The following is a 16,767-nucleotide window of genomic DNA, read 5'->3' as shown; positions in this document are numbered from 1 at the left end:
CATGGACAAAGATGATCTCGTGACGCGCCTCGCCCTCGCGGCGGGCAAGGGCGACAGGGAGGCGCTCACCGAGTTCATCAAGCTCACCCAGAAAGATGTGTGGCGGCTCCTCGCCCACCTCTCCTCCCCCGCGGAAGCCGACGACCTGACGCAGGAAACCTACTTGCGCGTCATCTCTGCCCTCCCCCGTTTCCAGGGGCGCTCCACGGCGAAGACGTGGCTCATCACGCTCGCCCGCCGCGTGTGGATCGATCAGATTCGCCACGAGCAGTCACGGCCCAAGAAGTCCTCCACCGAGTACGAGGACGTCCAGCACGCCACCCCGCCCGAGTGGTCTGAGCTTGTCGACGTCCGCCTGCTCCTCAACAGCCTCCCCCCGGAACGCCGCGAGGCCCTCGTTCTGACCCAGGTCCTCGGCTACTCCTACGAGGAGGCCGCCAAAATCGCCGGTGTCCGTGTGGGCACCATCCGCTCCCGCGTCGCCCGCGCCCGCAAGGATCTCATAGGATAGAAGCCGTGAAGAACCTGCATTCCCTCACCGTTCTCATCATTGTGCTTGGTGTCTTTACTCTCGGAATAGACATTGCACAACACGGTCTTGACCTGTTAACTCTCGGCGCTTTCGGATTGGTTTTTATTGGCGCTGGATTCGCCTGGAGGAACAAGCAGTCACGCTGCATACCGCAGCTGCAGACACTCTGCGTCGCGATCGTCTTCTTTGCCATCACCGCAATCGGAATCACCGATCTTCGGCCGGCGGGTGTCGGCCTCATGCTTGGCACAGGGTTCATCCTCCTCCTTCGCTCCATAGAGCCGATACCCCCTGCTGGTGGGGACCAGCAGGGGGCGTAACAGAGGTTGTTGGCTAGCTAGACAAGCAGCTCAGCGATCTGCACCGTGTTGAGGGCTGCGCCCTTGCGCAGGTTGTCGCCGACGAGGACGAGAACGAGACCACGGTTGTCGTCGACGGTCTGGTCCTGACGGATGCGTCCCACGAGGGTGTCGTCGATGCCTGCCGCATCGAGGGGGGTGGGGACGTCGACAAGCTTGACACCGGGAGTATCGGCGAGGATTTCCTTTGCGCGCTCCGGGGTGATGGAGCGGGAGAACTCGGCGTGGACCGTGAGCAGGTGGCCGGTGAAGACCGGGATGCGGACACACGTGCCGGAGACCTTGAGGTCCGGGATGTGGAGGATGCGACGCGACTCGTTGCGGAGCTTCTGCTCCTCGTCAGTTTCAAGAGAGCCGTCGTCGACAAGGTTGCCGGCGAACGGGAGGGCGTTGTACGCAATCGGCTTGACGTAGGGGCCAAGATCGTCGGGCTGCAGCACAGAGCCGTCGTGGGCGAGCTCAACATTGTGGTTGCCGAGGTCCGCGACCTGCTTGGCAAGCGTTTCCACGCCGGCGAGACCGGAGCCAGAAACCGCTTGGTAGGAGGAGACGTGGAGGACACGAAGGTCCGCTTCGTCGTGAAGCGCCTTGAGAGCCGGCATTGCAGCCATCGTCGTGCAGTTCGGGTTGGCGATGATCCCCTTCGGCGTGTTGTGCGCATCGTCCGGGTTGACCTCGCTCACGATGAGCGGGCAGTCCATATCCTTGCGCCATGCGGAGGAGTTGTCCACCACCGTCGCGCCGGCCTCGGCGAACACCGGAGCCCACTCACGGGACACCGCGCCACCGGCGGAGAACACGGCGATGTCGATGCCGCGGAGCGTTTCGACGGTCTGCTGGGCGATGTCCTCAACCTCAATGTCCTCCCCCTTCCACTCGAGGGTCTGCCCCGCAGAGCGGGAGGAGGCGAAGAAACGCACCTTATCAGCCGGGAACTTGCGTTCCTCCAGAATAGAGCGCATCACGCGCCCAACCTGCCCGGTAGCACCAACAACAGCAACAGTGGTCATAGCGTTCCTTCCTGTGGGATTAATTTCCCATTATTCTAGCCCATCGCTCCACTGTGTCTAGTGGTTTCTAGTGGTTTCTCCAGGTTTAGTGCTTTTCGTTTGACCGGCGCCTCCACACAAGACCTGCGCCGATAAGCACCAGACCGCCGAGGATCCACCAGAACACGCCGTAGCTGCCCGTCAACGGAAGCTTGCCCTGCAGAATATTCGCTACCTGGATCATCGCTGGTTTACCAGCTTCGGGCTTCGCCTCCGTGATCGTCACCAGGCCAGAGTTCTCTGTCCTGGCCGCCAGCTCGATCTGCAGATCCGCGAACTCCCGCTTCGGATCGTTGACCGCATTGACGGTGAACTTCCACGCGCCGGGTAGCAGTGCCGCGCCCGCAGGAGCATGGGTTTCTACGAGGTAATACGTCCCCGGCTTGAGACGCGCGGTGAACCGGCCCGCAGGGCCAGGTTTTCCGGCCTCGCCGGCGACGGAGGCCATCGTAGCCACCGGCGTTGCCGCCATGCCGTCCTGCGTCGCCTCGTAGATGGCAAACTGGGAGCCTTCAAGGGCCGTCGTGAGATCAGCCTGCACCTTTTGCACCTGCACCTCCGCGTCAGCGCGGTAGATGGCGTTGACCATGGTCACCGAGGGGCGCTCCGCGTTGAGAGCCACCTGGCCGCCGGGCACGTTTGTCTCCCCCACCACGGTGTACGGGGACATCTTCCGCCCCCCGGCAGCGAGCCTTGCGGCAAGCTCCGCCGGTGGTGCCGATTCCGTCACGGTGCACGTGCTGCCGGTGGGGACCGTCTGATCCCAGCTCCCTCCGCGCGTGAGGCCAAACTCTCCGGTGGCCGGGAAGGGCTCAGGCTGGCTTCCCACCAGGTTGTGGAAATCACAGGTGTAGGTGAACGGCAGTTTGTGGTCCGCGCCGATTATTTCCTTGGCATCGTCGCCGACGACCTCCTTGTGAAGCGAGAGGTTGATCTGCGGCACGACATAGGAGGCCTCCACATCGACGCGATTTGCGCCCGCGACAAGGGAAAGCAGGCTATCGCCGTCCACTCGCCCGCGCTCGACGAGGGGATCGCCACCGTACTGCTTCTTAGTCTCGGTCACCGTCACTGCGGGGCCGGCGGGAACCTTGGCCTGAGCGTCTATAGAAAGCGTGCAGGCAGAACCCACCACCAGCGTCGGGTTAAGCTCAGCGGGGGCGCCGGGCGTGAGCTTCGTGGTGCCGCTTGTTTTCACCTCCGGCATGTCCGGGTCGGTGCATTCCCACGTGGCGTTGACACCACCGTCCGGGTCAGTGATCCACGGGGAGACGTCTCCATCCATGCCCGTGAGGTACCCAAACTGCGCCGACAACGGGGCTCGAGGGCGCTCGTAGTTGTTGGTGAGCGAAATCTTCTGCGTGCCCGTACTTATCCACTCGTGGGTGCCGTCCGGCTGCACCTTCTTCTCGCTCGACTTCGCCAGCTCCTTGGAGATCATGAACTGCGCCTGATCGTTGACCATGCCCGGGGCGCCGCTGGAGGCAAGCTGCACATCGCTAGCCCCCTCGTAGCCCACGGTGACCGTTCCACCAAAGGAATCCACCTGGCGTTCCTTCACGGAGCACACGAAGTTGCCGGGAATCGGCTTATCCACCGTGACGGTGCCGCCGCCGGCTGGGAACCTGGCGGTTCCGCTGATCGTGGGGTCCGGGATGAACGATTTTTCAGCAAGCCCCGAGGTGGCCCACGAGGGGTGGGTGCAGGAGTAATCCACCACGAAATCCCCTAGCTTGCCGTGCTGGTTGAGCAGCACTCCGTCGCCACCGAGCTTCTTCTCCAGTTCAAGCGGTACCTTGGTGTAATCGTAGGTGTTCCACAGCACCACCGTGCCGTTGAAGCCAGGCTTAGCTATGGCAAAGTGCGCCTGGGCCTCGTGTGTTGAGGCCACGGAACAGTTGCTCAAGCTGGAGCACAGCTGCTCGGTGGCAAAACCTAGGGTATCCTGGGTAACGTTCCACCGGGTCTCCCAGTGCGAGTAGTAGGCATCTTTTTCCTTTTTCGGGTCGCCCGTGTTGTTCGGCCCCGAGGTGTCCTCGGGGTTCCGGGAAGTCGCGGGATCCTCGGTAAAGGTACAGTCGGCCCCCTGCGGGACGCCCGTGACGGCGAAGTCAGGGGCGCTATCGAAGCGGGTGGTTTCAAACTTCCCGGTCTTTTCCCACTCGCCCAGTGTGCATCGGTAGTCAACCTTGAACTTGCGTCCGCCGTTGACGGTCTGCACGCCCGTGCCGTCCACCTTCTTTTTCAGGTTCACGCTGCCGGTTTTCACCGTGTAGGCGTTCTTGACCGTGGTGGTCTTATCCTGGTCCCGTGTCACAGTCCACGGCGTAGCACTCGGCGCGCCATCGTAGGTGACCTCGGGGGCACCGGTTGCCGGGTAGGCGGTGGGGGTCTCGGCAACAGTGCACTCGGCGCCCACGGGGACATCGACGGTGGCGGGCGCGCCCTGCGCAAGTGTCACGCCCAGGCTGCTGACGTTCTCCCCGTTGCGCGTACACGTGACGGTTGCTGGGAAGGACGGGGCGGCACCGAAGATCGCCGTGGCCAGGCGGCCATCTACTGTAGCCCCCGTGTCATCGACGGCGCTGAACTCCTTATTCACCGTGAGTTTCTGCGTCGCGGGAGTGTAGGTGTGGGTCACCTGGAGGGTCGCCGCACCGTTACCCACGTAGATTTCACCGCTGAAGGAGACGGAGTTGTCGGTTCCGGTGACGCTCACCCCGTCTGCGGGGTTGTCATCCGGGCTCGCGGGAATGGACATCCGAATGTTTGCCGGTGGACCCGTGGTAAACGTGGTGGTCCGGTTAAACACTTCTTTCCACTTCGCATCCTGCGGGTCGGTGACGGTGATGGTGCAGGTCCGGCCCTCGTTGATGCCGTCGACACGCACCGTCGGATTCTCCGGGGTGACCGTGTACCACGTGTGCTGCTTGCTGGCCCCGTTGAGGGAACAGACCACATCGAGGTCATAGGTCGGCGGCATGTAGTAGTCCGCGTCATCCACCTGTGGCTGGGAATCGTTGACGGTGATGTATAGCGAGGTGGTCTTGCGCTCGAAAACGACGGTGGCATCGTTTGTCTCGTCACCGTTGATGGTGATTTCCTTGCCCAAATTGTTTGTCTTAGCCGGGGGCCTGATCTGGGCTTCCACGCCCGTCATGTCCGGGGCGGTGCCGGTGGTGCGACACTTTGTGCCATAGGGCAGCCCCTGGCCGGTGATCCAGCGCGATCCCGCCTCACTTTGCGGCACGTCCACGCTGAAGGTGTCATTGGGCATAACCGCCTTGTTCTCCACCGTAAAGGAGGTGTTATCCGGCAGCAGGCAGGTGGTGCTGAAGTCCATGGGCAGGGCGTTGATCTTGTCCAGAGTCTCTGCGGGCAGAGGATCATCCAGCGGGTCGGTGGTGGGTTTGTACGTCCACTGGAAGGTGGCGTAGCGGTCTTCCACCGTGTTGGTAATGTCCACGGCGATGGGGTCGGAGGATTCAATCCCCACCGGCACCTTCTGGCTGGGCGGCGGGGTGATCGTCAGCCTGTCTGCTCCCGCGGGGCTCTCGGGCTTCTCGGCCACCGTGCAGTTTGAGCGGACGGGAACCTCCAGGTTCTGCGTGGCGTTGGGCGTGAGCGTCAGGGTGTGGTTTGCGGTGACGGTCTCCGGGTATTTTTGGTCCACGCAGGTAAGCGTCGCGTCGAAGGTCTTGTTCAAGACATCATTGGCGGCCCTCCCCGCAAGCTTCTTGGTCACGCCTACGGCCCGGGTGTTTCGGGTGAAGGTGAGGTCCGCGTGCACTGCGTGCACGTCCATCGGGGTGCCGTCGACCATCTCGGTGGCAATGGGCGCGCCACCGTCACCGGTGGAGTAGGCGTAGATGTAGTTGGCTTTACATTCGCGCGCGGCGGGCGTGTAGCCAGGATCGCTTGGCTGCTGCTTCATGCACGAGCGGGAGGACCATGCGGTGTTGAGAGAGTACCCGGGGATGAGCGGGTCTTCCTTCCTGCCGCTCGCGGCAATGGTGTTGATTTCGCACTGGGTGCCCACGGGGAACTCGCCCAGCGTGGCTTCCACGTGCCCGTCGGCGCTGACGGGCACAGGCTTCTTGCCGCTGCCCACCACCACGGGATACTGCTCGGGGTTGGCGGCGATTTCGGGCCGCTTGTCCGCGCTGGGGATGTACCGGCAGGAGTAGGTAATGTCCACGCTCGACGGCAGGTCCTTCCCCAGTTTGTCTGGCTCTTTCACGCTTGCCGACGCTTTAAACAAGGTTTTCGGGGACTTATAGGTGTTCACCGCACGGACGTGCGCGTCTTTATTCACGGTGAAGGTGACCGTGGGGTTGTGCGTGGAAGCGGTGGTATCCCTATCCACCCATGTGCGTTCGCACGAGGTCAGGCCGCACTCTCCCACGGGCTCCCTTTCCCGCACGGTGGCCACTGGGAACGAGCTTGTTTGAGACGTTTCCACCGAGCTTCCACCCGTCACGTCCCACGTGGTACCCACGCTGAAGTACCCCTCGCTGATGCGTGGCTCAAGCTCGGTAATGGTACACGTGGCGCCAATAGGAACCTGTTGAGGAAGCGCCGCCGGGAGTTGCACATCGCCTTCCAGGGGCGGAATGAGGTTGTGGTCTTGATCGTAGCGATTTCTCCGCACCGGCGAGAACAGGCCTTCGATTGTGAAACCCGATTTCTCGTCAACACACTTGTAGGCAAGGTGGTACTGCCCATAGCGGTCACTATCCAGCTCGTTTTGGATGTTTGGATCGGCTGTCACCACCTTTTCCAGCTGTACCGAGGTAACTTTCCGCACCGTAAATTGGCAGTTGATTTTCTTCGCTTTGGGCACGGTCAACGCCAGCGATATTCCACGCGAGTCCCCCACATCGAGTGGGGTCCACGTTGTTCCGTCATCGCTTGCGTAACACACCGGTGGTGTGTCGGTGGCAAGGTCATCGGCAACGCTACGCAGGGTGGCTGAGAAATCTTGCACACGATACGCTAATGGAAGCGAGGCGAACCCGCCTTCGGAGGTAATTGTGTAGGGCGCTGCCGGATCCGCATCAAATGATGTTTTCACAGGTGAGGTGATGTCAAATTCGCGCTTACTGGTGTCCAGCGTTACCCCACCCGAGCCATCATCAATCCCCACGGAAAGTGTGAGGCAGGTGCGCGCCACTTTGTCTAAACCCGGGAGCCCGCCACCCCTCAGGTGCGGATTTCCACCCCACGAGGGCTCCCCAGGAAGAAGTACCGGTGCGTTGAGTCCTCCCATGAATTTCCCGTAGATACCGGAGCCGGTGTAAGTGCCGGAGGAAGAAGCCTTATGAAGTAAATCGTGAGCTTTTACTGGCAGCCGGGGATCCTTCACCTCTGTTTTCGTGTCCTCTGACCACCACTGATAATTTTGGTTATCATAAATAGACGGGGTGATACCCACAGTTTGTATCACGGCCCCGCCTTGTTCAGCTTTCTTTTTGCTCTCCATGTAAGCGAAGTAATCCACAGCTCTTGTCTTTGGCGGGCCAAGCCAAAATGCCGTGGGGTTATCAGCGGAATTCTCGCTCTCAGTGGGCCCCATGCCGACGATATTGATCACATCGGTGTACATCCACCCGGCCTGCTGGTCTGCCACCACGCGGTTCATCGCTGCTTCCCAGTTGTGATGGTGGAGCTGTCGTTCTTGCCTAATTGGCGGAGTTCTCCCCTTGAGAGGGAGCACCGAATAGAAATTGTCATTACTGGGATTCCAATTGATCGTTGCCGCCGTAGAGGAGTCGAGATCCTTGCGGATATTGGAGAATTGAGCCTCCCACTTGCTCACAAAATCGGTTGTGAATTGAGGAGGCGATTGCGTGGCAAACGTGTACACGGTGACAAAGTCACCACCACGCTGGCTATAGTCCCAGATCAGGGTGCGCAGCTGATCCCGCAGCTCATCCAGGTAATCATCGTTGATATTGTACCGGTACGTGCCGGTACTCGCCATGTCAATGAGCACCGCCAACCCCTTAAGCGGTTGGGGGCCCACCGGGTTTGCCGCACACACCTGGGTAGCGCCAAACCGCGGGCTTGCGGGCTGCTGGGCCTGGGCAGTAAACGGCACGCCGATCACCGAAAGGACAAGCATGATCACAGCGGCGATGCTGGCGCATGTGCGACGAGTCATTGTGCGTTCCTTTCTTTCTTACGGCGGGCAATGAGGAGGATCAAACCGGCGAGGATGATGGCCAGGCCGAGGGCCATGACCCACCAGACGTTCGCGCCGGTGGAGGCCAAACCTCTACGGATGGTGTCCTGTAACCCCGGCGCCGGAGCTTGCGTTTGCGGCGGAGCGGGGGTGGCGGTAGCCGGGGGCTCCGCAGCAGGTTCAGGGGCCTGCGTCTTATCCGAGGAGAGCAGGCTAAGCCCCGGGACGAGGCCCAGGGCGGCGAGCCACAGATACACCATGCCTCCGACGAGGGGGATGCCGACGATGGTGGCGATTTTGTCAATGATGCTTGGATTGATGGTGCCGGGCGTGAACTTGGGGTTCACGATGAGCTCATCGGCGGGCTTGTTTCGCACCGGGTCGATGTAGGGAAGGTCGAAGCGACCTTTCGCAAAGACTTCCGTTTCGGGGAAGGTGAGCTGGTACGAGCCGTCGGGAAGCTCAGAAAACGTTGTTTTGCCAGAGACCGTGCGCTGCGAGCGCGTCACCGGCCCCGTGAGTGTCACGAGCACATTCTCCGTCGGGGGCTGCGCCGTCTGGCTGTAGGGGTTGCCGGGGTCGATCTCCACCGTGACATCGGTGGCGACGGCGACAATCGGGGTAGCACTAAGGACGGCGGCCAGCGCGATGGGCGCCAGTTTTTTTATCATTTTTCCGCCTCCTTAATGCAAGTAGTAGTAATGCGATGAGAATGATGGCGATGACCAGCGTCATCCACCACTGCCAGTTGGACTGGGACTGGAAAGCCTCGTCGGCCTCCTGTGGATCCAGCGGAATCCGGTGGGCGCGCACCAACAGGCGGTGCGAGTTGATGCCGTACGGCGTGCACGTGATGAGCGTGAGGAGATCCTTGCCATCCTCCGGCTGGAGGGAGCTGATCTCCGTCGGCAGCACCACATCAATAGCATCCACCTCGTAGGCAAGCTGCTCACCGAACACCGTCAGGAACACCCTGTCCCCCACCTTCACCTTGTCCAGGTGGTCGAACAGCGTCGCGTTGGTCAAACCCGAGTGGCCGGTGAGCACCGTATGCGTGCCGTCACCGCCCACGGGCAGCGCCGACCCGTACAGGTGGCCGACACCGTGTTCCAACGTGGAGGGATCCGTCCCGTGGTAGACGGGAAGAACCGACTCGATGGAGGGGATCGCCAACGCCGCCATCGGCTCGGCGGGGTTCCCAGTAGGATTCAGTTTTTCCAAATAGTCCTGATACGGACGGTTGTCTTTACTCACGCGGGCAAGCCACGGGTCAAGGATCGGGGCGCCCGTATTCTCCTGGTTATAGCGTCGCGCCTCATCCAGCAGCGGCGTGTAATCCTCCGGGTTGGAGGTCACAGACTGCCGGTACGCGTCCGCCACGTGCGACTGCTGCACATTCTTGTAATACGTGCCGATAACGGGGTAGCACATGACAAGGATGCCGAGCAGCACCAGGAGGAGGGGAATGAGGTCACGCCGCGACGGCTGAGTCTTAGCGGACTCGTCGCGCGTTTTAATTGCGTGTGCCACGGCGTGACCCTTTCCATTTCCTTTCCCAAAACTCACGCTCTGATCAGGTCACAGCGCAAGCAGGCTTTTCGTGCGACTGTTAGACGCGCTTGCGGGAGTAGGCAAGGCCGACGATGATCATCGCGAGACCAGCGGCCAGGATGAGCCAGATACCCATACCACCGGTCAGCGGCAGGCGGGTGAGGATGCCCGCATCGGCCGCGTTCTCGATGGTGGGGGTGACCAGCACATTATCGTCCTGGGACGTGGTTTTCAGCGCCTCGTCGTTGATCGTGTCAAGAACGACCGGCTTGGACAGCAGTGCGTAGCCGTCTGGTGCCTTAAACTCCACCAGGCAGAAGGAATCGCCCTGGTTATCCCACGGGTTCGTGATCGTGCCTTGGGTATTGGCGGTAGTCAGGCTCAGCCCGCTAATTTTCACCGTGCCGTCTGCGCCGGTCTCCCACGTGTTCGCCTTATTCACATTGATCGGGTTACCAATCTTGGCACCGCCCTCACAGCGGTAGAGCTGGAACTTGGCTCCGGCGAGCTTATCCTCGGCACCCGCCTTCTTCTTGGTGATCGTGATATCAGCAAAGGTGGCCTTTGCTTCCTTATCGCCCGTGCTCGTACCGGGTTGCGGCCCCTTGTCACCGGGTTTTGCCGGATCCCACGTCGGGTCTGCGGAAGACAAGTCCTCCGGCACTGCCCACGCGGTGTTGTTGAGGGCCTTGTCCAGTTTCTCTACCGGAGCCTCAAGGTAGACCGTCAGCTTGACGCCGTCTGTCTTATCGGTCAGCGTGCTCGGCTTCACCACGATACGGACGGTGTGCTGGTCACCCACCTGGCCGGGGATGACAGTGAACTGGTCAGCAGTCAGGGACGTACCGTCCAGGTTCACCTTAATGTTCGTGGCAGCGCCCAGACCTGCGGGCAGCTTATCCGTGACGGTGAAGGAGGCAGGCAGCACCTTGTCGCCGTCGGCATTGTTCGCCGTCGGGATCGGTGCCTCAATGGTGTAGGCGATGTTCTCACCGATATTGACACCCGGCTGGGTCCCTTCAACCTCCGTGATTTGCTTCGTCGGCTGTTGGACAACCTGGTTCTTGGGGTAGACATGGACAGTATCCAGCCAGCCCGTGCCATTCGGATCCGTCATCGGGACGGTGACGAGGAACGGGGCGGAGCCGACAACGGCCTGACCCTCCGAGGTGACCTGGTTTGCAGGCTCCTCGACGAGGTAGATGCCTGCAGGGAGGCTCTCGAAGCTGGCGACACCGTTCTCGGTTGCCTTGGACTTGACGGTGGAGGTCTTAACCAGGCCTTCCGGCAGCGCCGTGCCCTTCATCTGCTTACCAGAGATGGCGGCCCAACCGTCCTGCGTGGTGAGGTCGATCGGGGTGTTGGCGTCCGTGCCCAGGCGGGTCACGGTGAATGTGATGCCGTTACCCAGCTCGCCTTTAACGTCCTTTTGCGTACCATCGCTGCGCACATTCTTGTTTGCCTCCCCGATCACCTTGTGAATGGTGAGTGTGCCAGTGGCGGGGATTGCGGCGGGGGCCACGGCGGTCTCGTTCGTGGCGGTTCCCTGCGCCAAAGCCACGGGGGTTGCAAACCCGGTGCCCGTGGCGATGAGGGCGGACGCTGCTACGGCCGCTGCCATTTTCTTTAACTTGTACATGTCATCTCCATCGGTATAACTGCATAGCGAGTTCGCCCACGATCAGCCGAGGAGACTGCACCCAAGAGAAAAGGAATACAGGGTTCTCGAGAAGACCGTCACGGCATTCAAACGTTCTACTGGCCCGCTATTACGTTTTCCAGCTGTTGACTGTCTTGTCACCTGTGATTATATGTAGCAATCGTTTCGTACTCAAATGGTTTTCCCATGAAATTTTCAGCAAATTTTTTTCATACAGTATGCAACCGGCCCTTATGCAGATTCCCTTAATATAGGGGTGAGCAAAATCACACAAAAAAACCACATGGTTGCAGGTTATTGCCCTGTAGCCATGTGGTTATATGCCCGATATGGTGGAATTTTAGCGGCCGGTGCCCGCGTACACCACGGCCTCCTCGTCGCCACCGAGTTCAAACTTCTCGTGGATGGCGCGAGCCGCAGCCTCGACGTCGTCCTCGCGGATAATCACAGTGATTCTAATTTCCGAGGTGGAGATGAGCTCAATGTTGATGCCCCCATCGCGAAGAGCTTCACAGAATTCAGCCGTCACGCCCGGGTGGGACTTCATGCCGGCACCGACGAGCGATACCTTGCCAATCTGATCGTCGTAAAGCACGTTCTCCCAGCCCTGCTCAAGGCGGATCTTCTTGAGAACCTCAAGAGCCCGGGGGCCATCGGCGCGGGGGCACGTAAACGTGATATCTGTGCGACCGTCCTCAAGAGAACTGATGTTCTGCAGAATCGTGTCAATATTGATTTCCGCGTCGGCAATGGCACGGAAAATAGCGGAGGCATTTCCGGGCGTATCCGGGATGCCGAGAACGCTGATCTTTGCTTCTGAGGTGTCGGTAGCCACACCTGTGAGTACTGCTTCTTCCACTGGGATTTCCTCCATTGTTCCTGTTACAAGTGTGCCGGGGTCATTACTGTAGCTGGAGCGCACGCGCATGGGCACGCCCGTGGCCCGCGCATACTCCACGCTGCGCAAAACGAGAATCTTCGAACCGCTGGCGGCGAGCTCCAGCATCTCCTCAAAGCACAGCTTGTCCAGCTTCTTGGCGTTGTGCACGATGCGCGGATCCGCCGTGTACACGCCGTCGACGTCGGAATAAATCTCGCACACGTCGGCCCCGAGCGCCGCCGCCAGCGCGACGGCGGTCGTATCCGAGCCACCGCGACCGAGGGTGGTGACGTCCTTGGATTCCTTATTCACGCCCTGGAAGCCCGCGACGATGCAGATATTGCCCTTGTCCAGGGCCTCGCGGATGCGGAACGGGGTGACATCCACGATCTTCGCGTTGCCGTGCTTCTCGGTGGTGAGCACGCCGGCCTGCGACCCGGTGAAGCTCTGCGCGTGTGCGCCGAAGCTCTCAATAGCCATGGCTACGAGCGCGTTGGAGATGCGCTCACCGGCGGTGAGCAGCATGTCGAGCTCACGGGCGGGCGGGACGGGGTTAACTTCGTGGGCGAGGTCTAGCAGATCATCGGTGGTGTCCCCCATGGCTGAGCACACCACAACAACCTCGTTACCGGCCTTCTTGGTGGCAACAATTCGTTCCGCTACTTTCCGGATTCGTTCGGCTGACTCCAGCGAGGAGCCGCCGTATTTTTGCACTACTAGCGCCATGAACCATTGCTCCTTTACACAGTAAAACTGTCAGTGTGCATAAATTGTACCTAGACAGACCGGTTCATGTGAAGCAACGCGGTTATCCTGGTTTAGGTGTCTAACGTTCTCGCCGTTCTATTTGCCCTCGCATCCGCGCTGACCATTGCGTGGGGCACAGTGGTCAGGCATCGCATCGCCGAGGAAGCCCCCGACGCTTCGGGGGAGCTCCGGGACTCCCCCATCCTGCGCGTCATTCGGCGTCCCCTGTGGTGGGCTGGCTTGTCGACGGCCTTTTTGGGTTACGGTTTTCAGGTGGTTGCGCTGGGTTTTGGCCCCCTGCTTATCGTGCAGCCCATCCTCTGCCTTTCCCTCATGTTCACCCTGCCCCTGTCCTCGATCTACCAAAAGCAGAGGATCAGTAAAGCGGAGCTCTTCTGGGCGTTCGTCCTCTCGGCGGCCGTCGCCATCATTGTCATTGTCGGTAACCCCGCGCACGGCGACGTGCAGCCGACGCTGCGCCGTTGGATCCCGGCGCTGATCATTGGTGGCGCGGTTCTCATCGCGCTGGACCGCTTCGCCTACACGCGGATCCGCCACGAGAAGGCGTTCTTCCTCGGTGTCGTCACCGGCGCAATCTTCGGCTACGTGGCAGTGCTCTCGAAGGCCACGGTGAACCTCTTCATGACGGGTGGCATCGACGCGCTCATCTTCAACTGGGAGGGCTACGCCCTCATCGGCATGGCGACGCTGGGCACCATCGTCCAGCAGTCCAGCTTCAACGCCGCCGCCCTCAAGCATTCCCTCCCCGCGATGACCGTAGCCGAACCCTTCGTGGCCTTTGCCCTGGGCTACGCGGTCCTGAACGAGCGGTTCCAGGTTGCCGGCTTCGAATGGCTGCTCATGGTGCTCGCGGCTGCGGCGATGGTGGTGTCCACGTTCGCGCTATCCCGCCAGTCCCTGAACTAGACCATGGGCCGACACCCACGCGCCGAAGAACACCCACACCAGGCAGACGAGAAGGAAAGGCAGCGGGCGCATGTTGCGTTTGGTGGCCAACGCTAGCGGCAACCATACAAACAAGGAGCTCAGCGCCACCGTGTAGCCACCCCACATCTTCCACAGCACGAGCGCAAAGAGGACGAACCCCGGGGGCCACATCCCCTTTCTGCTGCACAGCCAGACGATCGTGGTGATGATGAGGAAGAGCCCCAGCGGGGAAATATTGCCGAACAACCCCTCAGAAATGAGACGGTGTGTCTCAGCGTGCGGGAGGGCGGGGGTGAACAAAGTGATGATCCCCAACCAGGCCCAGCTCTTGAACTTCTTCTGCAGGATGAACATCGCGTACATAATCCACAGCGCCCACGCAAAGGGCGTGAAGAACGTCGCCACGACGCCAAACAACGCGCTGATGAGATGCTTATCCAACACGCCCGCACAGAAGGCACCGAACATGCACACAGTGCCCACCAGTTCACTGGGATCCGCATATGCCGCTGTCACCCCGGGGTAGCCCATTGCCACCACCATCGGCGCTATGAAACTGTCTTTGAAAGCAATCCGCCCGTAGATGAAGACAACGTAGATGAGCAGGGCGTGCGCCACCACGGCGAGCGCCAACTTACCCCAGGACACGCCGAGGAAGTCGACAGCAATAAAACCGTACTGCTCACCAAAGAGGGCGAGGACCGTGATGTTGACAACAAAGGCAGCGGCGGCCAAGGCCACCGAAAGTACGGCAACACCAGGGAAGATGACATGGGAGAAGCGTTTACCCGTGCCCGCAGCGGCCGCAGTTGCAACCCTCAAACTTTCGGATGCTTCTTCCGGCGTTGTGGGTGGGGCTACTGTTTCTGCCACAAAGTCTCCTCTCCTGGTTTAGTATGAACCCATGGCTTCGGCAATGAACATTATTCTTCTTATTTGCCGCGGCGGGTTATCGTAGGATCTCATTTCGGTCGGCGGCCCGTCGCGGAGTTTGTCATTGCCGACCGGGTCTCATCTTAACCTCATTTTCACTTCGGGCCGGTCCTTTAAGCCGCATCTCGCTTTTTCATAAACGTTAGGACTTATCTCTATGTACTCCGCACCAGCAGCCATTACTACCCCCTCGGCACCAGCACCGGCAGACCAGCCGGCCTGGAACAAGCAGAAGGGCTCATCCATGCCCTTTGACAAGTACCTCCCCTACCACCAAGAGGTGGAGGACTTCCAGCTGGAGGACCGCACGTGGCCGAACAAGCGCTTCACTCACGCCCCCCTGTGGTGCGCCGTGGACCTGCGCGACGGCAACCAGGCACTCATCGACCCGATGAGCCCCGAGCGCAAGCGCCGCATGTTTAGCCTCCTCGTGCAGATGGGCTACAAGGAGATCGAGGTTGGCTTCCCCTCCGCCAGCCAGACGGACTTCGACTTCATCCGTGACATCATCGAAAACGACAAGATCCCCGACGATGTCACCATCCAGGTCCTCGTCCAGGCCCGCGAACACCTCATCCGCCGCACCTTCGAGGCCTGCGAGGGTGCCAAGAACGTCATCGTCCACTTCTACAATTCCACCTCCATCCTGCAGCGCGAGGTCGTGTTCAAGAAGGACAAGGAGGGCGTGAAGAAGCTCGCCACCGATGCCGCGCACCTGATCAAGGAGATCGCCGCCGACTACCCGGACACCAACTGGCGCTGGGAATACTCGCCGGAGAGCTACACCGGCACCGAGGTCGCCTACGCCAAGGAAGTCTGCGACGCCGTGGTGGACATCATGGATCCCACCGAGGACAACCCGATGATCATCAACCTGCCCTCCACCGTCGAGATGACCACGCCGAACGTGTACGCCGACTCCATCGAGTGGATGCACCGCAACCTCAAGCGCCGCAACCACATCGTGCTGAGTCTCCACCCGCACAACGACCGTGGCACCGGCATTGCCACCGCTGAGCTCGGCTTCCTCGCCGGCGCAGACCGCATCGAGGGCTGCCTGTTTGGCAACGGTGAGCGCACCGGCAACGTCGACCTCGTCACCCTCGGCTTGAACCTGCTGACGCAGGGCATCGACCCACAGATCGACTTCTCCAACATCAACCAGATTCGCTCCACCGTGGAGTACTGCAACCAGATCGGCGTGCACGAGCGTCACCCGTACGGCGGCGACCTCGTCTTCACCGCCTTCTCCGGCTCCCACCAGGATGCTATTAATAAAGGCCTGCGCCACATTGAGGAGAAAGACCACTGGGAGGTGCCGTACCTGCCCATCGATCCGAAGGATCTCGGCCGCACCTACGAGGCTGTCATCCGCGTCAACTCCCAGTCCGGCAAGGGCGGCGTAGCCTACCTCATGAAGACCGATCACGGCATGGATCTGCCACGCCCGGTGCAGGTGGACTTCTCCCAGATCGTCCAGCAGAAGACCGATGCCGAGGGCGGCGAGGTCGATTCCGCCACCATGTGGGAGCTGTTCGAGGGCGAATTCCTCCGCGCAGACGGCCCGCTGGCAACGCCCAGCGTCAACGGCAATGATGTCCGCGTCACGGTGAACGGGAAGGAGGAGCAGCTGACGGGGACCGGTAATGGTCCTCTGGCGATCTACACCAATGCCCTAGAGAAGGTGGGCATTGATGTGGAGATCCAGGAGTACACCCAGCACGCCCGCACCGCCGGCGATGATGCCGAGGCAGCCGCCTACATCCACGCCGACGTTAACGGCCGTAGGTTCTGGGGTGTCGGTGTCGACTCCTCCATCACCGTCGCCTCCGTCAAAGCAGTGACGAGCGCCATCAACCGCGCCTACAGGGCCTAGGCCCGATTCCCCCGTCTGCCGAAGCGAGCCGACGGGAGACGGGGGAAT

General features: G+C 60.9%; 11 protein-coding genes. 4 read left to right on the top strand and 7 right to left on the bottom strand.

The window, feature by feature from the left end; genetic code table 11:
• Nucleotide 1 precedes the first annotated feature (1 nt).
• Together CGLUCO_RS01455 and CGLUCO_RS01450 are read left to right on the top strand one after the other, a co-directional pair.
• A complete protein-coding gene (locus CGLUCO_RS01455; protein WP_005390880.1) occupies nucleotides 2–511 on the top strand; it encodes a sigma-70 family RNA polymerase sigma factor in 510 nt (169 codons plus the stop codon).
• Between the two features lie 5 nt (nucleotides 512–516).
• Nucleotides 517–852 carry a hypothetical protein gene (locus tag CGLUCO_RS01450; RefSeq protein WP_084036029.1) on the top strand — a complete coding sequence of 112 codons (336 nt, stop codon included), beginning with the start codon at nucleotides 517–519 and terminating at the stop codon, nucleotides 850–852.
• A gap of 17 nt (nucleotides 853–869) precedes the next feature.
• Here the strand turns inward: CGLUCO_RS01450 and CGLUCO_RS01445 are convergent, their stop codons facing one another.
• From CGLUCO_RS01445 to CGLUCO_RS01420, 6 genes are all read right to left on the bottom strand, one after another.
• On the bottom strand, nucleotides 870–1,901 hold the full coding sequence (locus CGLUCO_RS01445; RefSeq protein WP_005390882.1) for an aspartate-semialdehyde dehydrogenase: 1,032 nt from the start codon (nucleotides 1,899–1,901) through the stop codon (nucleotides 870–872).
• Nucleotides 1,902–1,986: 85 nt separating this feature from the next.
• The gene (locus CGLUCO_RS01440) at nucleotides 1,987–8,103 is read right to left on the bottom strand and encodes a DUF5979 domain-containing protein (protein ID WP_084036028.1); all 6,117 of its coding nucleotides are present in this window, start codon (nucleotides 8,101–8,103) and stop codon (nucleotides 1,987–1,989) included.
• Nucleotides 8,100–8,795 carry an LAVTG motif-containing sortase-dependent surface protein gene (locus CGLUCO_RS01435; protein ID WP_084036027.1) on the bottom strand — a complete coding sequence of 232 codons (696 nt, stop codon included), beginning with the start codon at nucleotides 8,793–8,795 and terminating at the stop codon, nucleotides 8,100–8,102. The genes CGLUCO_RS01440 and CGLUCO_RS01435 overlap by 4 nt, the downstream gene beginning before the upstream one ends.
• Nucleotides 8,752–9,654 (bottom strand): class C sortase, encoded by a 903-nt coding sequence (locus CGLUCO_RS01430; protein ID WP_084036026.1) that lies wholly within the window; start codon nucleotides 9,652–9,654, stop codon nucleotides 8,752–8,754. The genes CGLUCO_RS01435 and CGLUCO_RS01430 overlap by 44 nt, the downstream gene beginning before the upstream one ends.
• A 79-nt stretch (nucleotides 9,655–9,733) precedes the next feature.
• Nucleotides 9,734–11,314, bottom strand: coding sequence for a SpaH/EbpB family LPXTG-anchored major pilin (locus CGLUCO_RS01425; RefSeq protein ID WP_084036025.1), 1,581 nt, complete (start codon nucleotides 11,312–11,314; stop codon nucleotides 9,734–9,736).
• 361 nt (nucleotides 11,315–11,675) lie between these two features.
• Entirely contained in the window at nucleotides 11,676–12,941 is a 1,266-nt protein-coding gene (locus CGLUCO_RS01420; protein ID WP_005390887.1) for an aspartate kinase, read from the bottom strand.
• Between the two features lie 96 nt (nucleotides 12,942–13,037).
• On the opposite strand from CGLUCO_RS01420, the gene CGLUCO_RS01415 reads away from it, so the two are divergent.
• Nucleotides 13,038–13,889, top strand: a complete 852-nt coding sequence (locus CGLUCO_RS01415; RefSeq protein ID WP_005396267.1) for a DMT family transporter — start codon at nucleotides 13,038–13,040, stop codon at nucleotides 13,887–13,889.
• Here the strand turns inward: CGLUCO_RS01415 and CGLUCO_RS01410 are convergent.
• The gene (locus CGLUCO_RS01410) at nucleotides 13,866–14,783 is read right to left on the bottom strand and encodes a hypothetical protein (protein ID WP_231286111.1); all 918 of its coding nucleotides are present in this window, start codon (nucleotides 14,781–14,783) and stop codon (nucleotides 13,866–13,868) included. The two genes, CGLUCO_RS01415 and CGLUCO_RS01410, sit on opposite strands and share 24 nt — an antisense overlap.
• Nucleotides 14,784–15,000: 217 nt before the next feature.
• On the opposite strand from CGLUCO_RS01410, the gene leuA reads away from it, so the two are divergent.
• A complete protein-coding gene (gene leuA / locus CGLUCO_RS01405) occupies nucleotides 15,001–16,719 on the top strand; it encodes a 2-isopropylmalate synthase (RefSeq protein WP_198481442.1) in 1,719 nt (572 codons plus the stop codon).
• Nucleotides 16,720–16,767: the final 48 nt, after the last annotated feature.

It is taken from the genome of Corynebacterium glucuronolyticum DSM 44120 (assembly GCF_030440595.1).
Taxonomy (GTDB): Bacteria; Actinomycetota; Actinomycetes; order Mycobacteriales; family Mycobacteriaceae; genus Corynebacterium; species Corynebacterium glucuronolyticum.
Note: the sequence above shows the minus strand (reverse complement) of the source record. Positions and strands in the feature narration are given on the sequence as shown.